This window comes from Oceanisphaera psychrotolerans, from assembly GCF_001870485.1.
GTDB lineage: Bacteria > Pseudomonadota > Gammaproteobacteria > Enterobacterales > Aeromonadaceae > Oceanimonas > Oceanimonas psychrotolerans.
Genome location: NZ_MDKE01000003.1, coordinates 34638 through 56693 on the forward strand (window position 1 = coordinate 34638; position 22056 = coordinate 56693).

A 22056-nucleotide genomic window follows, 5' to 3' on the forward strand; every position below is an offset into this window, starting at 1 on the left:
CTGACGTGCGCATTATCTTTCTAGTTGCAGGGTTGACCCTGTGCACCGGCACCTGGGCTCAGCCTCGGACCTATATGGCGAATATGGAACAGTCTTTGTGGCGGCTCACCTCCGACTCGGCGGTGGAGTGCCGGCTGGAGCATCCCATTCCCGGCTTTGGCGCCGGCGCCTTTATCAGCCGGGCGTCCAAAAACATCAACCTGGTGTTTGCGCTCACCCCGCTGAAGGCGATGGCGCGCACCCAGTCGGCCGCGCTGAAGAGCGAGCCGCCGCAATGGCAGCCGGGGCGGACGTCGCGTCACCTGACCAAGGTGACGTTTTATCAGCAGTTCGATGCCATGGTCGAGCAACAGTCGGCCTGGGTGATGCTGGATGAACTGAGCGAAGGGCGCTGGCCGACCTTTTATTTCGATGACTGGTATCGTAATGACCAGACGACCGGTGTCGGGTTGTCCTCGGTCAACTTTCGTGCCCGTTACGCCGCCTTTCTCGACTGTCAGGCCAACCTGTTGCCCTACAGCTTCGAGGATATTGCCTTCAGCGTGCTCAATTACGTCAACAACAACGATGAGTTAACTGCCCATTCCAGCCAGCGACTGGCGATGATTGCCGACTATGTGAAGGCCGATCCCAATATCGGTGAAGTGGTGATCAATACCTATACCGACAGTTTTGGGACCGCCTACCACAACAAGCAGTTGTCGGTGCGCCGGGCCGAGGCCATCAAGGAACAGTTCATGGCACTGGGGCTTCCCGAGGGGGCCATCAGTCTGGAAGGTCATGGCGAGCGTCGTCCCGTCGCAGACAACCATACTCCGGAAGGGCGAGACACCAACCGCCGGGTGGTGATCAGTCTGGGCCGTGATCGACTGTAAGGCATCATGGTTGGCAAAGAGGTTGTCATAACTCGATCCAGGCCATGGAAGTGACTCGTTCGACCCCGTATGATTCCTCGTTCCATTAATCAAGGCCAACATGAGAGTTGCTCATGTCACAAGCCCCCGGATCTTCTCCCCGCCAGCCCGTTGCAGCCATCACCCAGCTCGAATACCCCAGGGGAGGGTGACAAGTATCACTTGCTCAAGGACAGCAGTCGCGAAGTAGTGCTGCTGGAAATCGAGCTGCTGGACTGAGGAGTGGTTAAATCGTCGGTTGGCGCCGATGCCGGTTGGTTTTTCGCGCCGCCTTAGGTAGTTTATGGCCTTTGTCTTTTTAGGGATTCAATATGATCTGGTTGATGTATCTGGCTCTGGGGGCCTTTGCCGGCACCCTGGCCGGATTGTTTGGTGTGGGCGGTGGGCTCATTATCGTGCCGGTGCTGATTATCAGCTTTAAATTGCAGGGGATCGGCGGTGATCTGGTGACCCACATGGCGGTGGGGACCTCGCTGGCCACCATCATGTTCACTTCGTTGAGCGCCATTCATACCCACCATGGTCGCCGAGCCATCGACTGGCGTCTGGCGGCGTTGCTGTCCGTCGGTATCGTGGTGGGGGCCTGGCTGGGCGGTTATACCGCCGACAAGCTCTCTGGCCCTCTGTTGCAGCGTCTGATTGGTTTGTTCGCCTGGCTGATGGCGGCGCAGATGTTGTTTGGTCTGGCACCCAAGGGCGGCGCCCGGCTGCCCGGCAAGCCGGTGCAGGTGGCGGTGGGCGGCATTATCGGCTGGGCCTCGGGTATTTTCGGTATCGGCGGTGGCTCGCTGACGGTGCCGTTTCTCAGCTGGTGTTCGGTGCCCATGCAGCGGGCGGTGGCGGTATCGTCGGTGTGCGGCTTTCCCATCGCGCTGGTCGGGGCGCTCAGCTACGTGGTACACGGCATGGCACATCAGGCTTGCCGGACGAAGCCTGGGGTTATGTCTACCTGCCGGCGATGATCGGCATCAGCCTGGCCAGCATGCCCTTCGCCCGTTTCGGCGCCATACTGGCGCACAAGCTGTCGGCCCCGGTACTAAAACGTGCCTTTGCGGTATTTTTACTGCTGGTCGGCGCCAAGTTCCTGCTTTTCCCGGGCTGAAGAGGGTGAGGGTGAAGCGTGAGGAGAAAGGGAACGCTTGCCTCCCCACGTTTTATCCCTCACTCCTCATGTTCCCTGGCGATCAGCCAGTCATCGATACGGGCCACCAGCCACATCACCAGCAGGCCGGTGGCAATCAGCAGCAGGTATTCCAGCCAGCTCATCGTTTCCTGATCTCCCGGATTCCCGCCTCGTAACGGCCCTTGTCACTGTCGATCTGGGTCTGAAAGTATTTCAGGAACCACATGTACTGCTCGGGCCATTCCCCGAGCAGGGCTTCTATTTCCGCGTTCATCGCCCGGGTATCGGCGGTGATGTCGGCAGTGGGGTAGGGCGCCATGGCGGGGCGAATGATCAGCTCGTAGCGATGCTGTTTGGCGTTGTAGACGCTGAGCACCGGTATTACCCTGGCACCGGTGAGTTTTACCAGCTTGGGCAAGGCCGGCAGGGTAGCCTTGAGCTCGGCAAAAAAGGGCACGAAGAGGCTGGCTTCCCGACCGTGATCCTGATCCGGCAGATAGAAGAAATGCTTGCCGTTCTTGATGGTCTTGATCACCGCCTTGATGCCCGCGTCGCGTTCGTAGACGATGCCGTCGAACCGTGCCCGCTGGCGGTTGATGAACCAGTCAAACACCTCGTTCTTGGCGCTGTGCATCATGGTGCACATGGGCAGGCCCAGCGAGGTGAGATAAAGGCCGCCGGCGTCGATGGCCCAGGTGTGGGGGATCATGAAGATGATTTTTTCGTCTGCCGCCAGGCAGGCATCCAGGTGTTCCTGCCCCTGAATCACGAAACGGCCTTGCAGATAGTCACGGCTGCGAGCGGTCCACTCGCCATAACCCATGAAGGTCATCAGCCCGGTACGAATGGAGTCCAGTAGCATCTGCTCGACGTCATGGTCGGGCAGCTCGGGAAAACACAGCCGGATATTGGTTCGGGCGATATAGCACTGTTTCTTGGCAAGCCTCACCAGCAAGGGCGCAAGAGCACCGGCGACGGCATCGCGCACTCGCACCGGCAACCAGGCCAGCAGCCACAGCAAACCGATGGACAGCCAGGTTGGCCAGTATCTGGGGTGCAGATAATGACGTTTGAATTCAAGGTCATAAACAGGATCGGACCCGGACATAACAACTTCCTTTCGATGACAAGGCGGCAAGTGTAAGAAAAAAACCGAGTGAAATCACCTGTTACGCCGGGGGCGGAAGTAATCCCGGTTCTGGTAAAAGGCAGGGTCGTCATTGGCCGGCCACCAGTCGGGGATGCCCAGCAACGGCAGTGGCAACAGCGGGCGCGGCCGGTCGAACAACGCATCCTGTTCGAGGTGGGCCGCCAGCCGGGCATCCAGCAGCGGATAACGTCGGGTTGCGGGCAATGTAAAGAAGGTACTGTCCAGCTCCAGCACCACGCATTTACCGGTCATGCCGATAAAGGGCGCCAGTGCCTGCTCGTACAAGGCATGGCCGAAGACAAAGGGTTGCCAGTCTTTTCCCCAGCGGTGACGTTCGCTCAAAAATAGCCGTTGCCAGTCGTGTTCCCGCAGCCAGTGTTCTGCCTCTGTTTTATCCTTTACCGCCAGTACCAGGCCGCATTCGTCGAAGTGGGTGATCCGGTCGCGCCGTGGCGTGCGCGTGCCGAGTCCGACGCTGGCGATATCGGCCATGTGCAGCCGGTTGAGCAACGCCTTGGTACGGGGAAACAGCGCCCAGATCACGGCACCGAACAAGTCATGCCAGTTGGCGCTGCGGGTCGGTACCATGCACTGGGCCACCGCCTGCTCGTAGTAACAGTTCAGCTCGGCAAAATGGCCCTCATCGATAAAACGCACCGGCAAATTGGCGGCCAGAGCCTGGTTCAGCTCGGCCAGGGTCGGCCACCGCGGCGTGGTGATGTCGACCAGGCCGGCCAGCTGCGCCAGCACGGCATTACGCCCGGTAACATGGGGATCCCAGTCCATTATGACTACCTGCATGGATGAAAACGCGCAAGGATACCCCTAGTCGGGGCCGAGATCACCTTCGGGGGCGAGTTCAAGTGTATGAAATGGTTTGCTGGTAGCCTGTACATCGGCCAAAGGGCCCGCTCCTCCGACGTGCCAGTGATGCTCCGGCGCTGCCTTTTAGCGACGTCAGCAGGCAACTCGGTATTCAAGAAGAGACAACAGAGATTGCCTCGGCCGACCGTCCGCTTCAGGGATGAAGCGGCTGAGCGTACACGGATGTATTTACAGCGTGTCGGCGGAGACAACTGTGTTGTCTCTGAACTGCGGGATTGGCATGACACAAGGCTGAAAAAAGGCAGCCTCTCGGCTGCCTTGGTGCGTTATTTTGCTTTGGACTTCATCGCCCGGCGAATGCAGAGGGCGGCGCCGCCCCAGGTGATGCCGAGTCCGATCAGCATCATGATGATGGCTCCGGTGCTCATACGGTGGTCTCCTTCTTGCTGCTGGCGTTGATGATGATGGCGACCACCAGCATCAGTGCAATCATGCCCCAGCCGATGAAGGTCACTTCATTATTGGAGTAGCCGCCGTAGTTTTCGCGGAAGGCACCCAGAATGTTGTTGAACAGGATCACCACCAGAATACCGATGGACACAAAGCGGATGCAGATGGTCCACCAGGCGCCGATGGTGAACTCGGACAGCCGGTTGGCATGGCCACGGAAGTCTTCCAGCCGGCACAGCCAGCCGACCAGCAACAGTTCCAGCAGGCAGGAACCGAGCAGGGCGATGTTGTTGATGAAATAGTCCACCAGATCCAGTAGCAGCAGGCCACCCTGGGTGATGAACAGCAGGCTGACTACCAGGCCGGTAGAGCAGAAAATGGTGGCAGTTTTCTGGCGGCTCCAGCCCAGCTTGTCCATCAGGCCGGTGGTGACGGCTTCGGAGATGGAGATGTGGGAGCTGATGCCGGCAAACACCAGCGCCAGGAAGAACAGCGGTCCCATCACGCCGGGGGCGGGCAGCAGGTTGATGGCGGTGGGCAGGGTCACGAAGGCCAGGCCGACGCCGGAGCTCACCACTTCGGTCAGTTCCTTGTCCTGGGCGTTGGCCATGTAGCCGAGGGCACCGAAGATCATGATGCCGGCCAGCATGGAGAAGCCGCAGTTCATCAGTACCGTCATGAAGGCGTTGTTGTTGATGTCGGATTTTTCCGGCAGATAGCTGGCGTAGGACAGCATGATGGCAAAGCCGACACTCAGGGTGAAGAAAATCTGACCGTAGGCGGCAGACCATACCTTGAGATCCCAGATCTTGCTGAAGTCGGGCTCCAGCAGCCAGTTGATGCCGTTCAGCGCGCCGGGCAGGAATACGATGCGGCCAATCAGCAGCAATACCATCACAAACAGCAGCGGCATCAATACCTTGTTGACCTTTTCGATACCGCCTTTCACGCCCCGGTAGGTGGCGAAAAAGCTGGCGGCCCAGGCCAGGCACAGCGGCAGCAACAGGTGCCATTGCAGGCCACCCAGGTTGGACGGTGCACTGCCGTCGGCCAGGCCCAGAAACTCACCGAAGAAGAAGCCGTTGCTGTCTTCGCCCCAGGCCTGGGTGAAGGCAAAATAGGCATAGGAAATGGCCCAGGCGATCACCACCACATAATAGAAGGCGATGATGGCCGAGATCATGACCTGAAACCAGCCCAGCCACTCGAAACGGTTGTTGAGGGCTTTCAGGGTCTTGGGGGCGCCGGAGCGGTATTTGTGACCCAGGGTAAACTCCAGGATCATGAAGGGAATGCCCGCGGTCAGCATGGCAAACAGGTAAGGAATGAAAAAGGCACCGCCGCCATTCTCATAAGCCATGTAAGGGAAGCGCCAGATGTTACCCAGGCCGACGGCAGAGCCGACGGCGGCGAGGATAAAGCCGGTGCGAGAACCCCATTGTTCTCGTTTCATAAGGACTCCAAATCAGGACGTATCAGATGTTAAGGATAAACAAACGGAGCGCAGAGTAGGGAGGCGCCGCCATAAAATCAACGCGCCTGCTTGCCGGTCTGGCGTATATTTGCCCTATAACCAAGGGTTGAGTCAGTTTTTTTTGGTTATTCTTGTTATTTTTTATTGTTAATGCAGTGTGATGTTTTGATTATTCCCTCATTGCTGGTTTATCTGTGTTTTTTGCATTTTAAGAATAATCGTCGTTAAGGCTCCGGTTCGGCAGCAGTGGGTGCTGTTCGGTGTTTATGCGTTGGCTGTCAGCAAAGCGATTGAAAAACAAGGTGTTATTTTTAAGGTTCTGAATAAAAAAGCAGGCTTTGATGCTGCTTTATGTTTTATTGCGGTTTTTTAATGGCAGAGCGGTGAGCCGGGTGTGAGCAGAGCCTGTTAAGCCAGTGATAATGCATTGTTTATCCGTCTCTGTCCGTCGTTAACCTATTATAAAAGCTAATGCTGTGATCGAATAAAAGTGGGTTGATCCGGGGTCGGGTGCTCACTATCCTGTGCCCGAAATCAGCTCAGGAGGCGCATCATGATCACCCTAAAATTCCAGACCCAAGACCAGTCACATTTCCAGCAAACTACGGTTCATAAAACAACGGCTCATAAAGCTACAACTCAACTGAACCTGTTGAGCACTTTCGGCCTGTGGTTGCACCGTACCCGTACTCGCCGCGAGCTCGCCGAACTGCCGAGTTATCTGCTGAAAGACATCGGACTGAACGAATCCGACCGCTATCAGGAAATCAGCAAGCCGTTCTGGCAACAATAATCTCCAGCAAGGATGCGCCCGATAAAAAAGCCGCTGACGTTCAGCGGCTTTTTTGTGTCTGCAGCATCGGTAGTGACTGCTTGGGCAAGGATCAGCCGAAGAGGAAGAAATACCCCGCCAGCATGCCGATACAGGCCAGGTTGAGCACAAAACCGGCCTTCATCATATCCTTCTGGCGGATGTGGCCGGAGCCGAACACGATGGCATTGGGCGGGGTAGCCACCGGCAGCATGAAGGCACAGGAGGCGGACACCGCAATGACCGAGGCCACCATGACCGGCGTCAGCCCCAGGCCCTCGCTACCGCCACGAACACCGGAATCAACAGCGCCGCACTGGCGGTGTTGGAGGCCAGCTCGGTCAGGAACACCACGAAGGCGGTCACGGCCAGCAGGATCACAAAGGGATTGGCGTTACCCAGCATCTCGGCCAGATGATGGGCCAGAAACAGGCTGGTACCGGTTTCCTTCAGTACATGACTCAGGGTCAGGCCACCACCAAACAACAGCAGCACGCCCCAATCGGTGTGTTTTTCTATGTGTTTCCAGTGGGCTACCCGGGTGATTCCGATCAGGGCGATGGCCAGCAGCGCCACCAGAGAATCGAAGGCCGCCAGGCCGCCCAGGACCCTGGACAGGGTGCCGGAGAAAATCCACAGCAACACCGTCAGAGCAAAGATAGCGAGGGTGATCTTGCGCTGACCGGTCAGGTTGATGTGCACCTCGGTCATCTCGATACGTTCGCCGAGTTTGGGACGGAAGATCAGATACAGTACCAGAATGGCCACCGGCAGCAGCAGCAGGGTAATGGGCAGGCCCAGTGCCATCCATTCGCTGAAGCTCAAACCGACTTCGGCGGCAGCGATGGCGTTGGGCGGACTGCCGACCAGGGTGGCGATACCACCGATGCTGGCGCTGTAGGCCACGCCCAGCAGCACAAAGACATAGGTGCTGCGATGGCGCTGCTCATCCAGACAGCTCAGCAGGCCCAGTGCCAGCGGCAGCATCATGGCGGTGGTGGCGGTATTGCTGATCCACATGGACAGAAAGGCGGCGGTGGTAAACAGCAACAAGACGGCCACACCCAGCCGACCCCTGGCCAGTTGCAGGATCCGGCCGGCAATCAGCCGGTCGAGCTGTTGGCTGTGCATGGCCGCCGCCAGTGCAAAACCGCCCAGAAACAGAAAGATGATGGAGTTGGAAAAATTGCTCAAGGCGTCATTGGTGTTCAAAATGCCGAGCAGGGTGGCCAACAGCGGCACCAGGAGGGCGGTGATGGTAATATGAGTGGCTTCGGTCAGCCAGAGCACGGCAATAAACACCAGCAGGCTCAGCCCCTTGTTGACGCCGGGCTCATAAGGCAGTGTATTCAGCAAGAGCAGAAACAGGATCAGGCTGGCGCAGAGAATGCCCCACTTTGCCCTCATATTAACACTTTGCTGCGGAATCTCGTCAGACATGTCTTTTTCTCGTTATGTAATTGTTTTTTATAAGGTTGTGAGTATATCACCAGTCGGCGGACACAAAAGATGATGGCGTTGGCAAAACGACGTGTTTTTTCGGTGCCACGCTGGACGATATTGCTGTGCGGGCTGATGGTGCTGCTGTTGCTGATGACTTATGGCGTCAACCAGTATCGTCAGCATCGCTATTATCTGGCGCTGCAACAGCAGGCAGAGCCGGTACTGGAAGCCCTGCGTCATCTGCAACACCGGGTGAACATCGACGCCGAAAACGGCCTCCTGCGGAATGAACGGGTCAGGACGCTGTCGTTGCAGGTAGTGAGTTTTGTACGGTATCTCGAAGGCTGAGCCGGCCAGAGAGCAGCCTCGACGCCGTGATCGACGAGTTGAATCGTTATCTGGGCAAGCTGCGAGCCTTGCAGGATGCGGATGTTCGCAGTCGCTACCACATGCAGGCCATTACCGACAGCGTGCAGCGGGCCGCCCCCTTGTCGAACGGCGCGGCTTTCGAGCAGTTGGTGCAACGCAGCCGGCTGTATCTGAATGCGCCCAGCCTGTTATTTGTGTACGCGCTCGAGGATGAAGCCGAACGTTTGCAGCAAAGCGCTCCGCTCGAGCAGCGGGAGTTCTTCTATTACCACCAATTTTACCGACACAGCCTGGAAGAGATGATCCGCCTGCGCGAGCAGATTGTGGTAGATGATATTGCCGTGCTGCGCACACAGAAAACGGTGTGGCAGCAGCAGGCCGAATCCTGCTGGGAAACCCTGCTCACGGTGCTGGCTCTGGTGCTGCTGTTGTCTTTCAGTCTGGGGCTGGTATGGCTGGCGGGGAGCAACCGGCAGCTGCGGGAAAGCAGTCAGGCCTCGTTCGCACTGGCCCGGGCCAAAGCCGACTTTCTGGCCAACATGAGTCACGAAATTCGCACTCCCATGAACGCCATTATCGGTTTTTCTTCCCTGTTGCAGCAGACACCACTGGACGTGCAGCAGGCCGAATATCTGAAGAAAATCAAGAACTCTTCCGAAAACCTGCTGTTGCTGATCAACGACATTCTGGATCTGACCAAGGTGGAGGCGGGCAAACTGGAGCTGGAAGATATCGAATTTGATCTCGATGAACAGCTCGAACGACTGTCCGGGCTCTTCGCCGATATGTCCGAACAAAAGCAGCTGGAGGTCATTATCAACAAGGCTCCCGAGGTGCCGGATTGCCTGCGTGGCGATCCGCTGCGGCTGGGTCAGGTGCTGGTCAATCTGGTCAGCAATGCGGTGAAGTTTACCGAGCGTGGCGAGGTGGTACTGACGGTGTCGGTGGAGCAGGAACCCGAACCCCGCTTGTGTTTCGCGGTCAGGGATACCGGCATCGGTATCATGCGCGATCAACTCGACCGATTGTTTCAGAGCTTTACCCAGATCGATACCAGCACCACCCGCAAATACGGCGGCAGCGGCCTGGGTCTGAGCATCAGCCATCATCTGGTGCAGCTGATGGGGGGAGATATCCGGGTAGAGAGCCAGCCGGGCCGGGGCTCGACCTTCACCGTCAGCCTGCCGTTACAGCCGGTATCCGGCCTGCAGACCGAGCCGGTATCATGCGAGGTGGCGATGGGGCAGAAGGTGCTGCTGGTGGACGATAATGCGCTGGTACTCGAGGTGATCAGCCGTGGGCTCCAGCGGCTGGGTATGGTGGTGTATTGTGCGCAGGACATAACCAGTGCCAAGGAGATACTCCACAAACGCGGCAGCGAGATCAGGCTGGCGCTGATCGACTGCCGTCTGGGGCAGGATAACGGCCTGGATCTGGCCCGCTATCTGGTGCAGCAACCACAGCTGCATCATGTGGCGGTGGTTATCATCAGTGCCTTCGGGCGGGATCGCCCCTCCGGGCAGATGCGTGCCCTGGGTATCGACCATTACCTGTCCAAGCCGGTCACCGAGCACAGCTTGCGCCATTGCCTGAGCCAACTGCTGAGCGAAGGGGCGACGCCGGTGGCCGACTGGGAGACCCTGGCGCCGGATCTGGCGTTTTATCGTGCTTGCCTGGCGAGGAAGCAGATATTACTGGCAGAAGACAACCGGATGAATCAGCAGCTTATCGTGGAGTTTCTGAAGCAGGTTGAGGTATCGGTGACGCTGGCCGACAACGGTCGCCAGGCCGTTGAGCAGATGGCCCGGCGTCGTTTCGATGCCATTCTGATGGATCTGCAGATGCCGATACTGGACGGGGTGGCGGCGACCCGCCAGATCCGCAAGCTCAGGGTACATCACGATATTCCCATCGTGGCACTGACCGCCAGTGCCATGCGCGGCGACCGGGAAGCCTGCCTGAATGCGGGCATGAACGGCTATGTTACCAAGCCGGTCAATCGTTTCGAGCTTTATCAGGCTCTGACCCAGGCGATGGCCGCCAGTCCGGCCTCCGGTGCGGTGGCCTTGCTGCCGACGCCGGCCGAGCCGGAACCGGAACGGGTGTCATCAGCCGGCAGCGCCGAGCGGGAAGCGCGACGAGCCCGTTTTGCCGAACAGCATCAGGATGATGTCTGGCTAGTGCAGGCCGCCCTGGCCACCCGGGACTGGCAAGAGGCCCGGGACGTGGTCGGCGAGCTTGCCGAGCAGGCCGAGGCCTGTGAGCTCGATACTCTGGCGGCCAGGGCGCGCAGTCTGTCGTTGTTGCTGCAGCAGGAACAGCGTCCCGAGCCGGAACAACTGACGGCCCTCGGCGAGCTGCTGGCGCAACTACGGTAAACAACGGTAAAGCTCGGCACCGGATCGATGCTGACCGATTGTCTTTACGGAATTGAGATCTTCGTCACATTTGCCATTAAGCCAGTTTATTGTTCTATTTTTTTTATTTTTAGTGAATTATTGGTCTGCTCAAAAAACCGCGCTCAGATAAAGATGGAAGCCCCGAATTTACTGCCGGTGATCCGTTCGCTCCCGACGGATTTGGCTCCCTGTTTTACTCTGGATTTTATTTAATTTTTAGATGATATTGTCGATATACAAGCATCTTGGTAGGGGAGTGTTATGAAAGTATTAGTATTGGGTAGTGGTGTTGTCGGTGTAACCAGCGCCTGGTATCTGTCTCAGCAGGGCCATGAGGTAGTGGTACTCGATCGCCAGTCCGATGCGGCCGAAGAAACCAGCTTCGCCAACGCCGGCCAGCTGTCTTTCGGCATGTCCTCCCCCTGGGCTGCTCCCGGTATTCCCCAGAAAGCCATCAAATGGATGTTCCAGTCTCATGCTCCCCTCAAGGTGCGTCCGAGCCTCAATCCGGCGCAGTGGCAGTTTATGCTGTCGATGCTGGCCAACTGCAACGAAAAATCCTACGGCGTCAACAAGTCGCGTATGGTGCGGGTATCCGAATACAGCCGTCAGTGCATCAACAACCTGCAGCAGGAACTGAAACTGCCGTTCGAAAGCCGCAAGCAGGGCCTGCTCCAGGTATTCCGCACCCAGAAGCAGATTGATGACGCCGCCAAGGACATCAAGGTATTGCAGGAATTCAACGTGGCCCACGCCATGCTGAACGTCGACGAGTGTATCGCCCGCGAGCCGGCCCTGGCCCGGGTGAAGCACAAGCTGGTGGGGGGACTGCACTTTCCGGATGATCAGACCGGCGACTGCAACCTGTTCACCAAGGCGCTGGTGAAAAAGTGCCAGGAAAACGGAGTGGTGTTCAAGTTCGATACCGAGATTAAGGCACTGGTCAGCGATGGCGATCAAATTCGCGGCGTGCAGACCGGCAACGGTCTGGAAACCGCCGATCAGGTTCTGGTGTGCATGGGCAGCTATTCTCCTTTCCTGCTCAGCCCGCTGGGGATCCGCCTGCCCATCTATCCGATCAAGGGTTACTCGCTGACGATTGACGTCAAGAACGATGCCGATGCGCCTCAGTCCACGGTCATGGATGAAACCTACAAGGTTGCCATTACCCGCTTCGACAACCGCATTCGCGCCGCCGGCACCGCCGAGCTGGCCGACTTCAATGCCGATCTGCCCAATGCCCGCCGGGAAACCATCGCCCAGTCGGTGACCAGCCTGTTCCCCGAAGGCGGCAAGGTCGACGAAGCCGTGTTCTGGACCGGGTTCCGCCCCATGACGCCGGACGGCACCCCCATTATCGGTGCCACCCGTTACAAGAACCTGTGGCTGAATACCGGTCACGGTACCCTGGGCTGGACCATGGGCGCCGGTTCCGGCAAATTGATTGCCGATCTGATCAGCGGCAAGCAGCCGGAAATCGACGACAGCGGCCTGGGCTTCAGCCGCTACGGTTAAAGAACGGCGCCGACACCGCAGCCGTTTCCGGCTGTGGACAGCACCATAGCAAGGCGCCATACTGGCGCCTTTTGTGTTTCCATATGCTTTCTACCCTGCTCAATATCGTGGTGCCCGTGTTTGCGGTAGTGGCGGTAGGCTTCGCCTTCGGCCGACGCCAGCACAATGCCGACATGGGCTTTGTCAACCAGGCCAATGTGGCGGTGTTCTGCCCGGCACTGGTGTTTTCCGCTCTTATCGACAATCCGGTACGACTGGGTACCAGCTGGCCGCTGATGCTGGCCGGAGTACTGGTCATTCTGCTGCCGGGCCTGTTGCTGTGTCTGTTTCGTTTTCAGGGCCTGGAGCGACGCACCTTGGTACTGGGCGGCATGTTTCGCAACACCGGCAACATCGGTATACCGCTGATGCTGTTGGCCTATGGCGAGGATCAGCTCGGCGCCATCATCATTCTGTTTGTGTTGTCCAACCTGGTTCATTTTTCGCTCGGGCTCTTTATCCTGTCGCGGGAGGCCGGTCGCGGGCAATGGCTGAAAAACCCCATTATCTGGTCTGCGCTGCTGGGCATGCTGCTGGCGGATCATCCGGCCCTGTTGCCCGAATTTGTTTATACCAGTGCCAGCCTGCTGGGTCAGATAGCAGTGCCGCTGATGCTGTTTGCCCTGGGCGTACGACTGTCGTGCGGCGAAATGGGCGATCTTGGGCTGGCGCTGCGGGTCAACCTGGCGTACCTGCTGGTGGGGGCGGCGAGCCTGCTGCTGGTGGCCTGGTGGTTGCCGCTGGGGGCGGACTGGCTGCGGCTGCTGGCGCTGTCGGTGATGTTGCCGCCCGCGGTGCTCAACTATTTATTGTGCGAACAATATCGCTGCCAGCCCGATAAAATGGCCAGCATCGTCCTGCTCGGTAATGGCATCTCGGTGTTGACCATTCCGCTGGTGATCTACCTGAGCCTGACCTATCTCTGATGAGGCTCGCATGGCATTAATTTCATGAGCCAGTACCATGGCATTAATTTCATGAGCCAGTACCATGGCATTAATTTCATGAGCCAGTACCGGTTAGCTGTAAAAACATTGATTTTGATCAACGCGCATTCACTCACGACAGGGTCTCGATAAAAGCTGATATTGGTCGTTATAATGGCTTGTTTATAAAACGCTTTTATCTGTTTATACTGGCCCTTTCATTCTTCTTGTACGGTGCAGATGGCTTTTATTCCCCGTTGGTTCAAATCCGCCAGAGCGTCTTCATCGGTGGGTATCTATATCACGCACAACAGCCTGCTGGCTGTCGATGAGCTCCAACCGCAACAGGTGGTGCAGCGGGAAGTCGGCAATGCCGAGCCGGCCGCCACTGCGCTGCGTGCCTTGCTGGACGAGCAGCAATGGCAGGGTCGACGACTGCATCTGGTGCTGAACCGTCACTGGTATCAGCAGACCCAGATGGAAAAGCCCGCCATGCCCGACGACGAGCTGGCCCAGGCCTTGCCCTGGTGCATGCGCGAGCTGGTCAACGAGCCACTGGACAGTCTGTTGTTCGACTACATCACCTTGCCGGCGAGCCCGACCGGGCAGCCCCGCATCGCGGTATACAGCAGCGAGCGCGAACGGCTGGCGGGGCTGGTCAAGGCGGTCACGCCCCAGTGCGAGATCGCCACCATCGGCGTGGATGAACTGGCCATGACCAACCTACTGGAACCGGAAGAACGGGGCTTGCTGTTGCACAAGGTGCCGGGGCAGGAACTGACCCTGACCTTTATTCACCAGCGGCAGTGGAACTTTTCCCGTACCATTCGCGGCTTTCAGGCGCTGGATGACGAGCAGATGGCGGTGGATCAGTTCGTGTTCGACAACCTGCTACTGGAGCTGCAGCGCAGCATCGACTATGCCGTCGGGCAGCTCAAGCTCAATGCCCCCAATCGCTGGTATCTGGCCTTGCCTCAGCGGGTGACCCCGGCGGTTCAGGCGGCCATCAGCCAGGTGTTCAATATCGAGTCTCAATCCCTGACCAGCGACACCCTGAGCCCGATCAGCCTGCCGGCGCTGGGCATCTTGCGGGAGGAAAAAGAGTGAAACGTCGCGTCGAGTTTTATCAGGCTGCGCTCAAGCCTTCCCGGGATCCGGCTTCACTGACGCTGTTGTGGCGGGGCAGCCTGGCGATTGTGTTGCTGTGGGGGCTGGTGTTCGCCTATGCCGGTTTCAGCCAGCATCAGTTACAGCAACAGAATCGGGCCCTGCAGGCGGCGGTTTCATCCGGTGAAGCGGATCTGAACCGGTTGCGCGAGGGGCTGGCTACGCTGAACCGCCTGCAGGACGACGGCCAGCGTGAGCGGCTGGAGCAGAATATACGCGCACGGCAGCGCTTGCTGGGCGTCCTGAATCAGGAAAGCTTCGTGTCTTATGCCACCATTCTCAACGATCTGGCGCGGATTCCCTGGCAGGGAGTGGCGTTGCAGGGCCTGATCCTGGAAGGCAAGCGCATGGTGTTGCAGGGAGAGGCCGCCAGTGCCAGCGCGGTGCCGGCCTGGATCCTGGGCTTCGAGCAGCGCGACAGCCTGCGAGGTCACGGTTTTGGTCAGCTTGACATCAGTCGGCAGACAGACGGGGGTCTTGGCTTCAGCCTTTACAGTGCGGAGGTCACCCCATGAGCCGGTTAACCCTGCAGCTGGCCGAATGGCGCGATCGCTTCATGGCGCTGTCCGGCCGGGAGCGCTGGCTGATACTGGCGGCCAGCTGGGCGCTGGTGATCTGGCTGTGTCTGTCTGTTTACGAAGCGACGCTTCAGGCCGGCGTGCTGCGGCTGGAGCAGGAGCGGCAAGGGCTTAACCGCCAGCTGGATCAGCAGCAGCAACTGCGCGATGAACTCACCCAGGCTATCGCCCGGTTGTCGAACAATGATCGCAATCAGCAACTGGAACGGCTGAATCGTCGGCTGAACCGACTCAATGAAAACGTCGACCAGCGCATGCGTACCCTGGTGGGGCCGGAGCAGATGTCGGCTCTGCTGCTGACCATTCTCGAACAAGGCCAGGGGCTCGAGTTGCGCGAGTTGAGCAATCAGCCCCCCAAATTGATGAGCCGTGATGAAGGTGAAGAAAAACTGTACCGACACGATCTGAGCCTGCACCTGAGCGGCAGCTATATGGCGCTGCTCGACTATGTACAGCGGCTGGAGCAGTTGTCGGGGCGTATTTTCTGGCGCGGTCTGCAATTCGAACTGGAACAGTATCCCGAGGCCATCATCCGGCTCGATTTTTTTACCATCAGCCAACACAAGGAGCTGTTGCGTGGTTAATTCGTTATTGCTGCTGGTGCTGAGCAGCGCCAGCGGGCTGCAGGATCCCAGCCGCCCGCTGACCTCGATGGAACCAGAGATCACCGAGCCCCAGGTGGCATCCCGGCAAGGTGTCCCGCGGCTGGAGGCCATTTTCACCGGCGGTGCCCGGGCCAGCGCCATTATCGATGGCCGGTACTATCAGCTCGGCGATGCGGTCGCCGGCTACCGGCTGGAGCGTATTCAATCGAATCATGTGGTGCTGGGAGGGGAGGGTGAACCCCTGACCCTGACGCTGTTTTCCTCATTATCAACCCTGAGTAGCCAATGAACCTCATGACACGACCTTTTGCGGTGGCTTTGCTGGGGGCTTCGCTGGCCGCCTGTGTAAACGCGCCGGATGGAACTTTACCCAAAGATGCGCTGGATGAAGCCCTGCGCACCTATCCCGATCCGGTGCCGGCGGCGGTAGAGCAGGAATTGCGCAACGCCCGGCCTGCCCGGGCCTCGATCAGCGCCGAGCCACGGCAGCGCCGGTTCAATATCGCGGCCAACAACGTGGAGGCGGCAAGCTTTTTCAATGCCCTGGCCAGCCAGCACAACATCAGCATTGCGGTGCACCCGGAGGTGAACGGCACCATCAGTCTGAATCTGCGTCAGGCGACCCTGACCGACACCCTGACCGCCATTTCCCGCTTGTACGGTTATGGCATAGAGCAACAGGGCGGGGTGTATCAGGTGCATCCCAACGGGGTGCGTACTCGCACCTTCAACGTGAATTATCTGATGCTGTCGCGCGATGGTCAGTCGCAAACCGCCATCAGCGGCAGCAGCCTGTCGAACGGAGAAAATGGTAGCAGTGAAGGCAACAGTTCCACCCGTATCAACACCGAGTCCAGCAACGATTTCTGGGCCAGTCTGGAGTCGGCCCTGGGCCGGCTGATCGGCAGCGAAGACGGCCGGGTAGTGGTCACCAACCCCCAGGCGGGTCTGGTGAGCGTGCGCGCCGCACCCGACGAGCTGGCGCTGGTCGAGGATTTTCTGCAACGGGCCGAGCGTCAGCTCAAGCGTCAGGTGATCCTGGAGGCGCGGATCATCGAGGTGGAACTGAGTGACGGCTTCGAGCAGGGCATCGACTGGGACAACCTGAGTGCGGGCAGCACGGCCAGCCGTTCAGCCACGCCGCTGGTCACGGCCGGTAACGTGTCGTCTTATCCTGCGAGCACCGTTCAGCTCAACCCGCTGGCCGAATTGCTGGGGGGCGGTGTGGTCTTCAATATCACCGATGGTAACTTTTCGTCCGTCATCAGCCTGTTGCAGACCCAGGGTGAAGTGAATACCTTGTCCAACCCCCGGGTGACTACCAGCAACAATCAGAAGGCGGTGATCAAGGTCGGTACCGACGAGTACTTCGTTACCGATTTCTCGCTGACCACCACCACCAACAGCTCCACCAGTGAAACCACCCCCGACATCGAGCTGACGCCCTTTTTCTCCGGTATCTCTCTCGATGTCACGCCGCAGATTGCGGAAGACAACAAGGTGCTGCTGCATATTCACCCCTCGGTGAGCGAGGTGTCGGATGTGACCAAGGTCATCCAGTATGGTGAGGATTTGTCGGTCTCTCTGCCGTTGGCAAGCAGCACCATCAGGGAGTCGGATACCATCGTCGAGGCCCGCTCCGGGGAGCTGATCATCATCGGTGGCCTGATGCAGGAAACCCAGAGCGAGCAGAATTCCGGGGTACCGGTGCTCAGCGAGATCCCGGTGCTGGGTAATCTGTTCAAGAACCGTAAACTGGCCACCACGAAAAGCGAGCTGGTGATCATGCTGCGTCCGGTGGTGGTGAATGACGCCACCTGGCAGACCGAGTTGCAGCGCTCGCGTGATCTGCTGGAAAAGTGGTATCCGCCTAAATCGGGTATCCTGTCGACCATCAGTTCGGGCGCATTATGAAGAAAACTCCTTATCTGGGCGTGCTGGCCGCGCTGTTATCGCTCTGGCACGGGGTAAGTCAGGCCGAGGAACATTCGGCGTCGGCTGCAGACTTCACCGACAGCTGGCAGCAGGCCGAACCGCTGCCGGCGGTCGAGAGTTCGCTCAGCATCAGCGAGGTGTCACTGAGCCGGGCCGACTGGCTGCGTGAGCAGGAGCAGCAGGCCGAAAGTGCCCTGGCCGCCGGTGACTGGGCCCGGGCCGAATATCGTCTGGGTCAGGCACTGAGCGAGTATCCCGATGCACACGCCATCCGGTTACGGCTGGCGGCGCTGCTGTTTGGCCGTGGCGCCCTGGATCAGGCACGGGATCGGCTGCAACAAGGGCTGGAGCTGGCGCCGGATCATGCCGATATGCGTCTGACCCTGGCCCGGCTACTGGCGGAGCAGGAGCGTTATCAGGCGGCGCTGCAGGTGCTTGATGAAAGTCAGCCACCGCTGCCGGCGCATCTCGATTATTACAGCCTGAAGGCGGACATGGCCCGGCGTGGCGGCCAATGTGTACAGGCGGTAGATACCTATCGTCGGTTGCTGGCCGAAAGCCGGGCGGGCGCCTGGTGGCTGGGGCTGGGGCTATGCCAGCAGCAACTGGGCGAAGACTTTGTCTGGGCCTTTCAACAGGCCCGTGCCAGCGCCGATCTGGGCATGGCCTCGCTGCGTTTTGTTGAACAGCAACTGGAGCATCATGGTACAGCGCAAACTCACTAAGCGCCTCGGCGAACTGCTGATCGAACACGGCGTGATCACCTCCGCCCAGCTCGATGCGGTATTACAGCAGCAGCAGCGTGAAGGGGGCCGTATTGGCTCCCTACTGGTGCAGATGGGCATCTTGAGTGAGCTGGAGCTGCTCGGCTTCGTGGCCGAGCAGCTGGATTTGCCGTTGCTGGATTTGAACAAGGCCAGCATCGACCGCGAGGCGGTCAAGCTGCTTTCGGAAGTGTATGCCCGCCGCCACCGGGCGCTGGTGATCGCGGCCGATGACCAGCAGGCCCGGGTGGTGCTGTCGGATCCGGCGGATCTGGACACCCAGGATGCCATCGGTAATCTGCTGGCCCCGCGGGAAGTGCAGCTGGCGGTGGCGCCCCATGGGCAGTTGCTGGCATTGTATGATCAGCTGTACCGGCGTACCGACGACATTGCCAACCTGGCCGAGCAGTTGCAGGGCGAGAACAGCCCCGGCCGGCCGGCGCTGGAGGCGGCGGGGCTGGATGACAGCGACGCCACCGTGGCCAAGCTGTTGTATTCGCTGTTCGAAGACGCCTTGCAGGTAGGGGCGTCCGATATTCATATCGAGCCCGACAAGAGCCTGATCCGGCTGCGGATGCGGGTCGATGGCCTGTTGCAGGAAACCGAGCTGAAAGAAGTGGGCATCGCCCCGGCGCTGGTTTCTCGACTCAAGCTGATGGCCGGACTGGACATCGCCGAGCGCCGCCTGCCGCAGGATGGTCGTTTTGCGCTCAAAATCAAGAACAGTCCGGTGGATGTGCGTATGGCCACCATGCCGGTGCAGTTTGGCGAGGCGGTGGTGTTGCGATTGCTGGATCAGTCTCAGGGGATTCGCCGCCTGGACCAGGCGGGCATGCCCCCGGCGTTGCTCGGTGCCTTTCGCCGACGGCTTGCCAGCCCCAACGGCATTATTCTGGTCACCGGGCCCACCGGCAGTGGTAAAACCACCACCCTCTACGGTGCCCTGAACGAGCTCAATACCCCGGATCGCAAGATCATCACCGCCGAAGATCCGGTCGAATACCAGTTGCCGCGGGTCAATCAGGTGCAGGTAAACGTCAAGGCCGGCCTGACCTTTGCCCGTATCCTGCGTACCAGCCTGCGACAGGATCCCGACATCCTGCTGATCGGCGAGATGCGGGATCAGGAAACCGCCGAGATTGCCATGCGCGGGGCCCTGACCGGCCATCTGGTGCTTTCGACCCTGCACACCAACGATGCGCCCAGCTCGGCGGTACGGCTGATGGACATGGGCGTGCCCGGTTATCTGGTGGCCAGCACCCTGAAGGCGATACTGGCGCAGCGGCTGGTGCGCCGCCTGTGCGAACATTGCAAGCAGGAACACCCGCCGGAGCCACACCAGCGCCAGTTTCTGCAGTATCTGGCCCCCGAGCTGACCGATCACCGCTTTTATCAGGGAGTCGGTTGTGCCAGCTGCAGCCACAGCGGCCACAAGGGGCGGGTGGGGGTCTATGAATGGCTCGAGATCACCCAGGACATGGCAGATACCCTGCGCGAGCAGAATATCGAACGCTTCAACCAGCTGGTGGCGGCTCAGCCCGACTACACCACCCTGGCCCGCTCTGCCCTGCAACTGGCCCTGAAGGGCGACATTGCGCTGAGCGAAGTGCTGCGTCTGGCCGAGTGGGTGGAATAGTGGCGTTTTATCAATACCGGGCCCGTAACCGTCAGGGACAGCTCAACGAAGGCCGGCTGGAAGCCGCCTCGTCCCAGGCGGCGGCCGACAGCCTGATCAATGCCGGCCTGATGCCGGTCGAGATCAGGGAAACCCGGACCGGCACCCAAACCGGGATACAGCTGCGCCAGTTTCTGCAGGGCGGGGTCAAGCCCGAAGCCCTGCTGATCCTGAGCCGTCAGTTCGCTTCCCTGACCCGGGCCGGCATTCCCATTCTGCGTATCGTGGAAGGGCTGCGTGACACCACCGACAACAAGGTGCTGACCCTGGCGCTGGACGAGGTGGCCTCGGCCCTTAACCAGGGCCAGACCCTGGCCAACGCCCTGGCGGCCCATCCCCATCTGTTCAATTCGCTGTTTGTGTCACTGGTGGAAGTGGGCGAGAGCACCGGTCAGCTGGAGCAGGCCTTCTTGCAGCTGGCCCATTATTATCAGCTGGAGCTGGATACCCGCCGCCGGGTGAAGGCCGCCATCCGTTACCCGATGTTCGTCTGTATCGCCATGGTCGCCGCCATGACGGTGCTGAACATCTATGTGATCCCGGCCTTCAGCGGCATTTTTGCCCGGCTGGGCGCCGATTTGCCCTGGACCACCCGTTTTCTTATCGGCTCGTCGGCCTTCTTTACCCAGTACTTCGGCCACATGGTGGTGGCGCTGCTGGCGGGGTGGCTGTTGCTGTGGCGTTATATCAGTACTCCGGCCGGGCGGCTGCGCTGGCATCGGTGGCAGTTGCGTATTCCCATCGTCGGGCCGTTGATCAAACGCATTCTGCTGGCCCGTTTCTGCCGCAGTTTTGCCATGATGCTGGCCGCCGGCGTGCCCATCGTCCGGGTGCTGACCCTGGCCGGCACCGCCACCGGTAATGCCTGGCTGACCCGGGCCATTCTCGGCATGGGCGAGGGGCTGTCATCAGGCAGCAGCCTGTCGGCGGTGGCCGCCGAGAGTCGGGTCTTTACGCCCTGATCTTGCAGATGTTCCGGGTGGGGGAAGAAACCGGCCGGGTGGACGAAATGGTGATGGAAGCGGGCCGCTTCTACGAAGAAGAGGTGGACTACGACATCAGTAACCTGACGTCCAAGATCGAGCCCATCCTGATCGTCGGCATCTCCGTCATGGTACTGATCCTGGCGCTGGGCATCTTCACCCCCATGTGGGACATGGTGAACGTCGTCAAAGGGTAAAGGTCAAGGGGTAACAGTGGCGAGTCAAAGGCCAGAGCCCCTTAATCCACAAAAATGCTGGGGATGTTGTGTTTTCAGCTGAAAGGACTGGATTGCCCCGCACCTGATCAGTATCATCCGAGCGTAGTATTTGAACGATGGTTTATCCGTAAAATAGCATTGTTACCAACAAGTTAATGACATCAAGAGATGAGGAAAGCATGAAGAAAACAGCGGGTTTTACCCTGATCGAACTGGTTATCGTGATCGTGATTTTAGGCATTCTGGGTGCCGTGGCTGCACCGCGTTTCATCAACCTGCAGGGAGATGCGTATGGCGCCAACGTTAATGCTTTGAAAGGCTCAATTCAATCTGGTCTGACCTTAGCGAACACCAAGGCGATTTTGAAAGGTCAAGACAATACAGATGCTCCCACACCTATTGAAATAGATGGAACAAATGTAAACTTCATTCATGGTTTTCCTACAGCTAATGCTACCGGCATCATTGCGATGCTTCAGGAACTTGATGTTTCCGATGCGGGAACTACTGCTGCTTTCCGTTCTATTGGTGGTGGTGAAACCGCGGGTGCAACTATCACCATCGCTCCAACAGCACGGATTGGTGCTGACGAAGATGATGCGACTACTACTTGCAAAGTTGTGTATAAGGCTGCGACGTCTACTGCTGCGGCAACAGTTTCATCTGATACTTCCGGATGCTAATTAGATAAAT

19 protein-coding genes and 3 pseudogenes are annotated in these 22056 nt (G+C 58.9%); 17 read left to right on the plus strand and 5 right to left on the minus strand.

The annotated features are described in order from the left end of the window. The first annotated feature begins 5 nt into the window (after nucleotides 1-5). Both BFR47_RS01160 and BFR47_RS01165 read left to right on the plus strand, forming a co-directional pair. Nucleotides 6-875 carry a flagellar protein MotY gene (locus BFR47_RS01160; protein ID WP_139215072.1) on the plus strand — a complete coding sequence of 290 codons (870 nt, stop codon included), beginning with the start codon at nucleotides 6-8 and terminating at the stop codon, nucleotides 873-875. Between the two features lie 350 nt (nucleotides 876-1225). Beyond that, nucleotides 1226-2016 (plus strand): annotated as a pseudogene (locus tag BFR47_RS01165) (sulfite exporter TauE/SafE family protein). A 160-nt stretch (nucleotides 2017-2176) separates the two neighbouring features. Here the strand turns inward: BFR47_RS01165 and lpxM are convergent. The 4 genes from lpxM to BFR47_RS01180 all read right to left on the minus strand — a co-directional run bounded on the left by lpxM (nucleotide 2177) and on the right by BFR47_RS01180 (nucleotide 5915). Then, entirely contained in the window at nucleotides 2177-3145 is a 969-nt protein-coding gene (lpxM, locus tag BFR47_RS01170; protein ID WP_071471364.1) for a lauroyl-Kdo(2)-lipid IV(A) myristoyltransferase, read from the minus strand. Between the two features lie 54 nt (nucleotides 3146-3199). Then, entirely contained in the window at nucleotides 3200-3973 is a 774-nt protein-coding gene (locus tag BFR47_RS01175) for a DUF3025 domain-containing protein (protein ID WP_071471365.1), read from the minus strand. Between the two features lie 365 nt (nucleotides 3974-4338). Continuing rightward, a complete protein-coding gene (locus BFR47_RS17675; protein ID WP_139215073.1) occupies nucleotides 4339-4440 on the minus strand; it encodes a MetS family NSS transporter small subunit in 102 nt (33 codons plus the stop codon). Then, nucleotides 4437-5915, minus strand: coding sequence for a sodium-dependent transporter (locus BFR47_RS01180; protein ID WP_071471366.1), 1479 nt, complete (start codon nucleotides 5913-5915; stop codon nucleotides 4437-4439). Before BFR47_RS01180 ends, BFR47_RS17675 begins: the two co-directional genes overlap by 4 nt. A gap of 271 nt (nucleotides 5916-6186) precedes the next feature. Here BFR47_RS01180 and BFR47_RS18930 point away from each other — a divergent pair, with 271 nt between their 5' ends. Both BFR47_RS18930 and BFR47_RS01185 read left to right on the plus strand, forming a co-directional pair. After that, entirely contained in the window at nucleotides 6187-6309 is a 123-nt protein-coding gene (locus BFR47_RS18930) for a hypothetical protein (protein ID WP_281245920.1), read from the plus strand. Nucleotides 6310-6489: 180 nt separating this feature from the next. Continuing rightward, on the plus strand, nucleotides 6490-6729 hold the full coding sequence (locus BFR47_RS01185) for a DUF1127 domain-containing protein (RefSeq protein ID WP_071471367.1): 240 nt from the start codon (nucleotides 6490-6492) through the stop codon (nucleotides 6727-6729). Nucleotides 6730-6820: 91 nt separating this feature from the next. Here the strand turns inward: BFR47_RS01185 and BFR47_RS01190 are convergent. After that, a pseudogene (locus BFR47_RS01190) lies at nucleotides 6821-8187 on the minus strand (SLC13 family permease). Nucleotides 8188-8256: 69 nt separating this feature from the next. Here BFR47_RS01190 and BFR47_RS01195 point away from each other — a divergent pair. The 13 genes and pseudogenes from BFR47_RS01195 to BFR47_RS18935 all read left to right on the plus strand — a co-directional run bounded on the left by BFR47_RS01195 (nucleotide 8257) and on the right by BFR47_RS18935 (nucleotide 22046). Further along, a complete protein-coding gene (locus tag BFR47_RS01195) occupies nucleotides 8257-8538 on the plus strand; it encodes a hypothetical protein (RefSeq protein ID WP_139215074.1) in 282 nt (93 codons plus the stop codon). Nucleotides 8539-8564: 26 nt separating this feature from the next. Then, complete coding sequence (locus BFR47_RS01200) at nucleotides 8565-10937, plus strand: response regulator (RefSeq protein ID WP_071471369.1); 2373 nt, start codon at nucleotides 8565-8567, stop codon at nucleotides 10935-10937. Nucleotides 10938-11219: 282 nt separating this feature from the next. Next, nucleotides 11220-12473 (plus strand): D-amino acid dehydrogenase, encoded by a 1254-nt coding sequence (locus tag BFR47_RS01205; RefSeq protein ID WP_071471370.1) that lies wholly within the window; start codon nucleotides 11220-11222, stop codon nucleotides 12471-12473. An 83-nt stretch (nucleotides 12474-12556) separates the two neighbouring features. Then, a complete protein-coding gene (locus BFR47_RS01210) occupies nucleotides 12557-13438 on the plus strand; it encodes an AEC family transporter (protein ID WP_071471371.1) in 882 nt (293 codons plus the stop codon). 240 nt (nucleotides 13439-13678) lie between these two features. Further along, entirely contained in the window at nucleotides 13679-14545 is an 867-nt protein-coding gene (locus tag BFR47_RS01215) for an MSHA biogenesis protein MshI (protein ID WP_245748744.1), read from the plus strand. Next, nucleotides 14542-15120, plus strand: coding sequence for a hypothetical protein (locus BFR47_RS01220; protein WP_071471372.1), 579 nt, complete (start codon nucleotides 14542-14544; stop codon nucleotides 15118-15120). The genes BFR47_RS01215 and BFR47_RS01220 overlap by 4 nt, the downstream gene beginning before the upstream one ends. Continuing rightward, entirely contained in the window at nucleotides 15117-15767 is a 651-nt protein-coding gene (locus BFR47_RS01225) for a type 4a pilus biogenesis protein PilO (protein ID WP_071471373.1), read from the plus strand. Before BFR47_RS01220 ends, BFR47_RS01225 begins: the two co-directional genes overlap by 4 nt. Then, complete coding sequence (locus BFR47_RS01230) at nucleotides 15760-16077, plus strand: hypothetical protein (RefSeq protein WP_071471374.1); 318 nt, start codon at nucleotides 15760-15762, stop codon at nucleotides 16075-16077. The genes BFR47_RS01225 and BFR47_RS01230 overlap by 8 nt, the downstream gene beginning before the upstream one ends. A gap of 5 nt (nucleotides 16078-16082) precedes the next feature. After that, entirely contained in the window at nucleotides 16083-17702 is a 1620-nt protein-coding gene (mshL, locus tag BFR47_RS01235) for a pilus (MSHA type) biogenesis protein MshL (protein ID WP_245748745.1), read from the plus strand. Continuing rightward, on the plus strand, nucleotides 17699-18448 hold the full coding sequence (locus BFR47_RS01240) for a tetratricopeptide repeat protein (protein ID WP_083398958.1): 750 nt from the start codon (nucleotides 17699-17701) through the stop codon (nucleotides 18446-18448). Before mshL ends, BFR47_RS01240 begins: the two co-directional genes overlap by 4 nt. Continuing rightward, entirely contained in the window at nucleotides 18426-20123 is a 1698-nt protein-coding gene (locus BFR47_RS01245; RefSeq protein WP_071471376.1) for a GspE/PulE family protein, read from the plus strand. The genes BFR47_RS01240 and BFR47_RS01245 overlap by 23 nt, the downstream gene beginning before the upstream one ends. A 110-nt stretch (nucleotides 20124-20233) precedes the next feature. Further along, nucleotides 20234-21342: pseudogene (locus BFR47_RS01250) on the plus strand (type II secretion system F family protein). Nucleotides 21343-21542: 200 nt separating this feature from the next. Further along, nucleotides 21543-22046 (plus strand): prepilin-type N-terminal cleavage/methylation domain-containing protein, encoded by a 504-nt coding sequence (locus BFR47_RS18935; RefSeq protein WP_071471377.1) that lies wholly within the window; start codon nucleotides 21543-21545, stop codon nucleotides 22044-22046. Nucleotides 22047-22056: the final 10 nt, after the last annotated feature.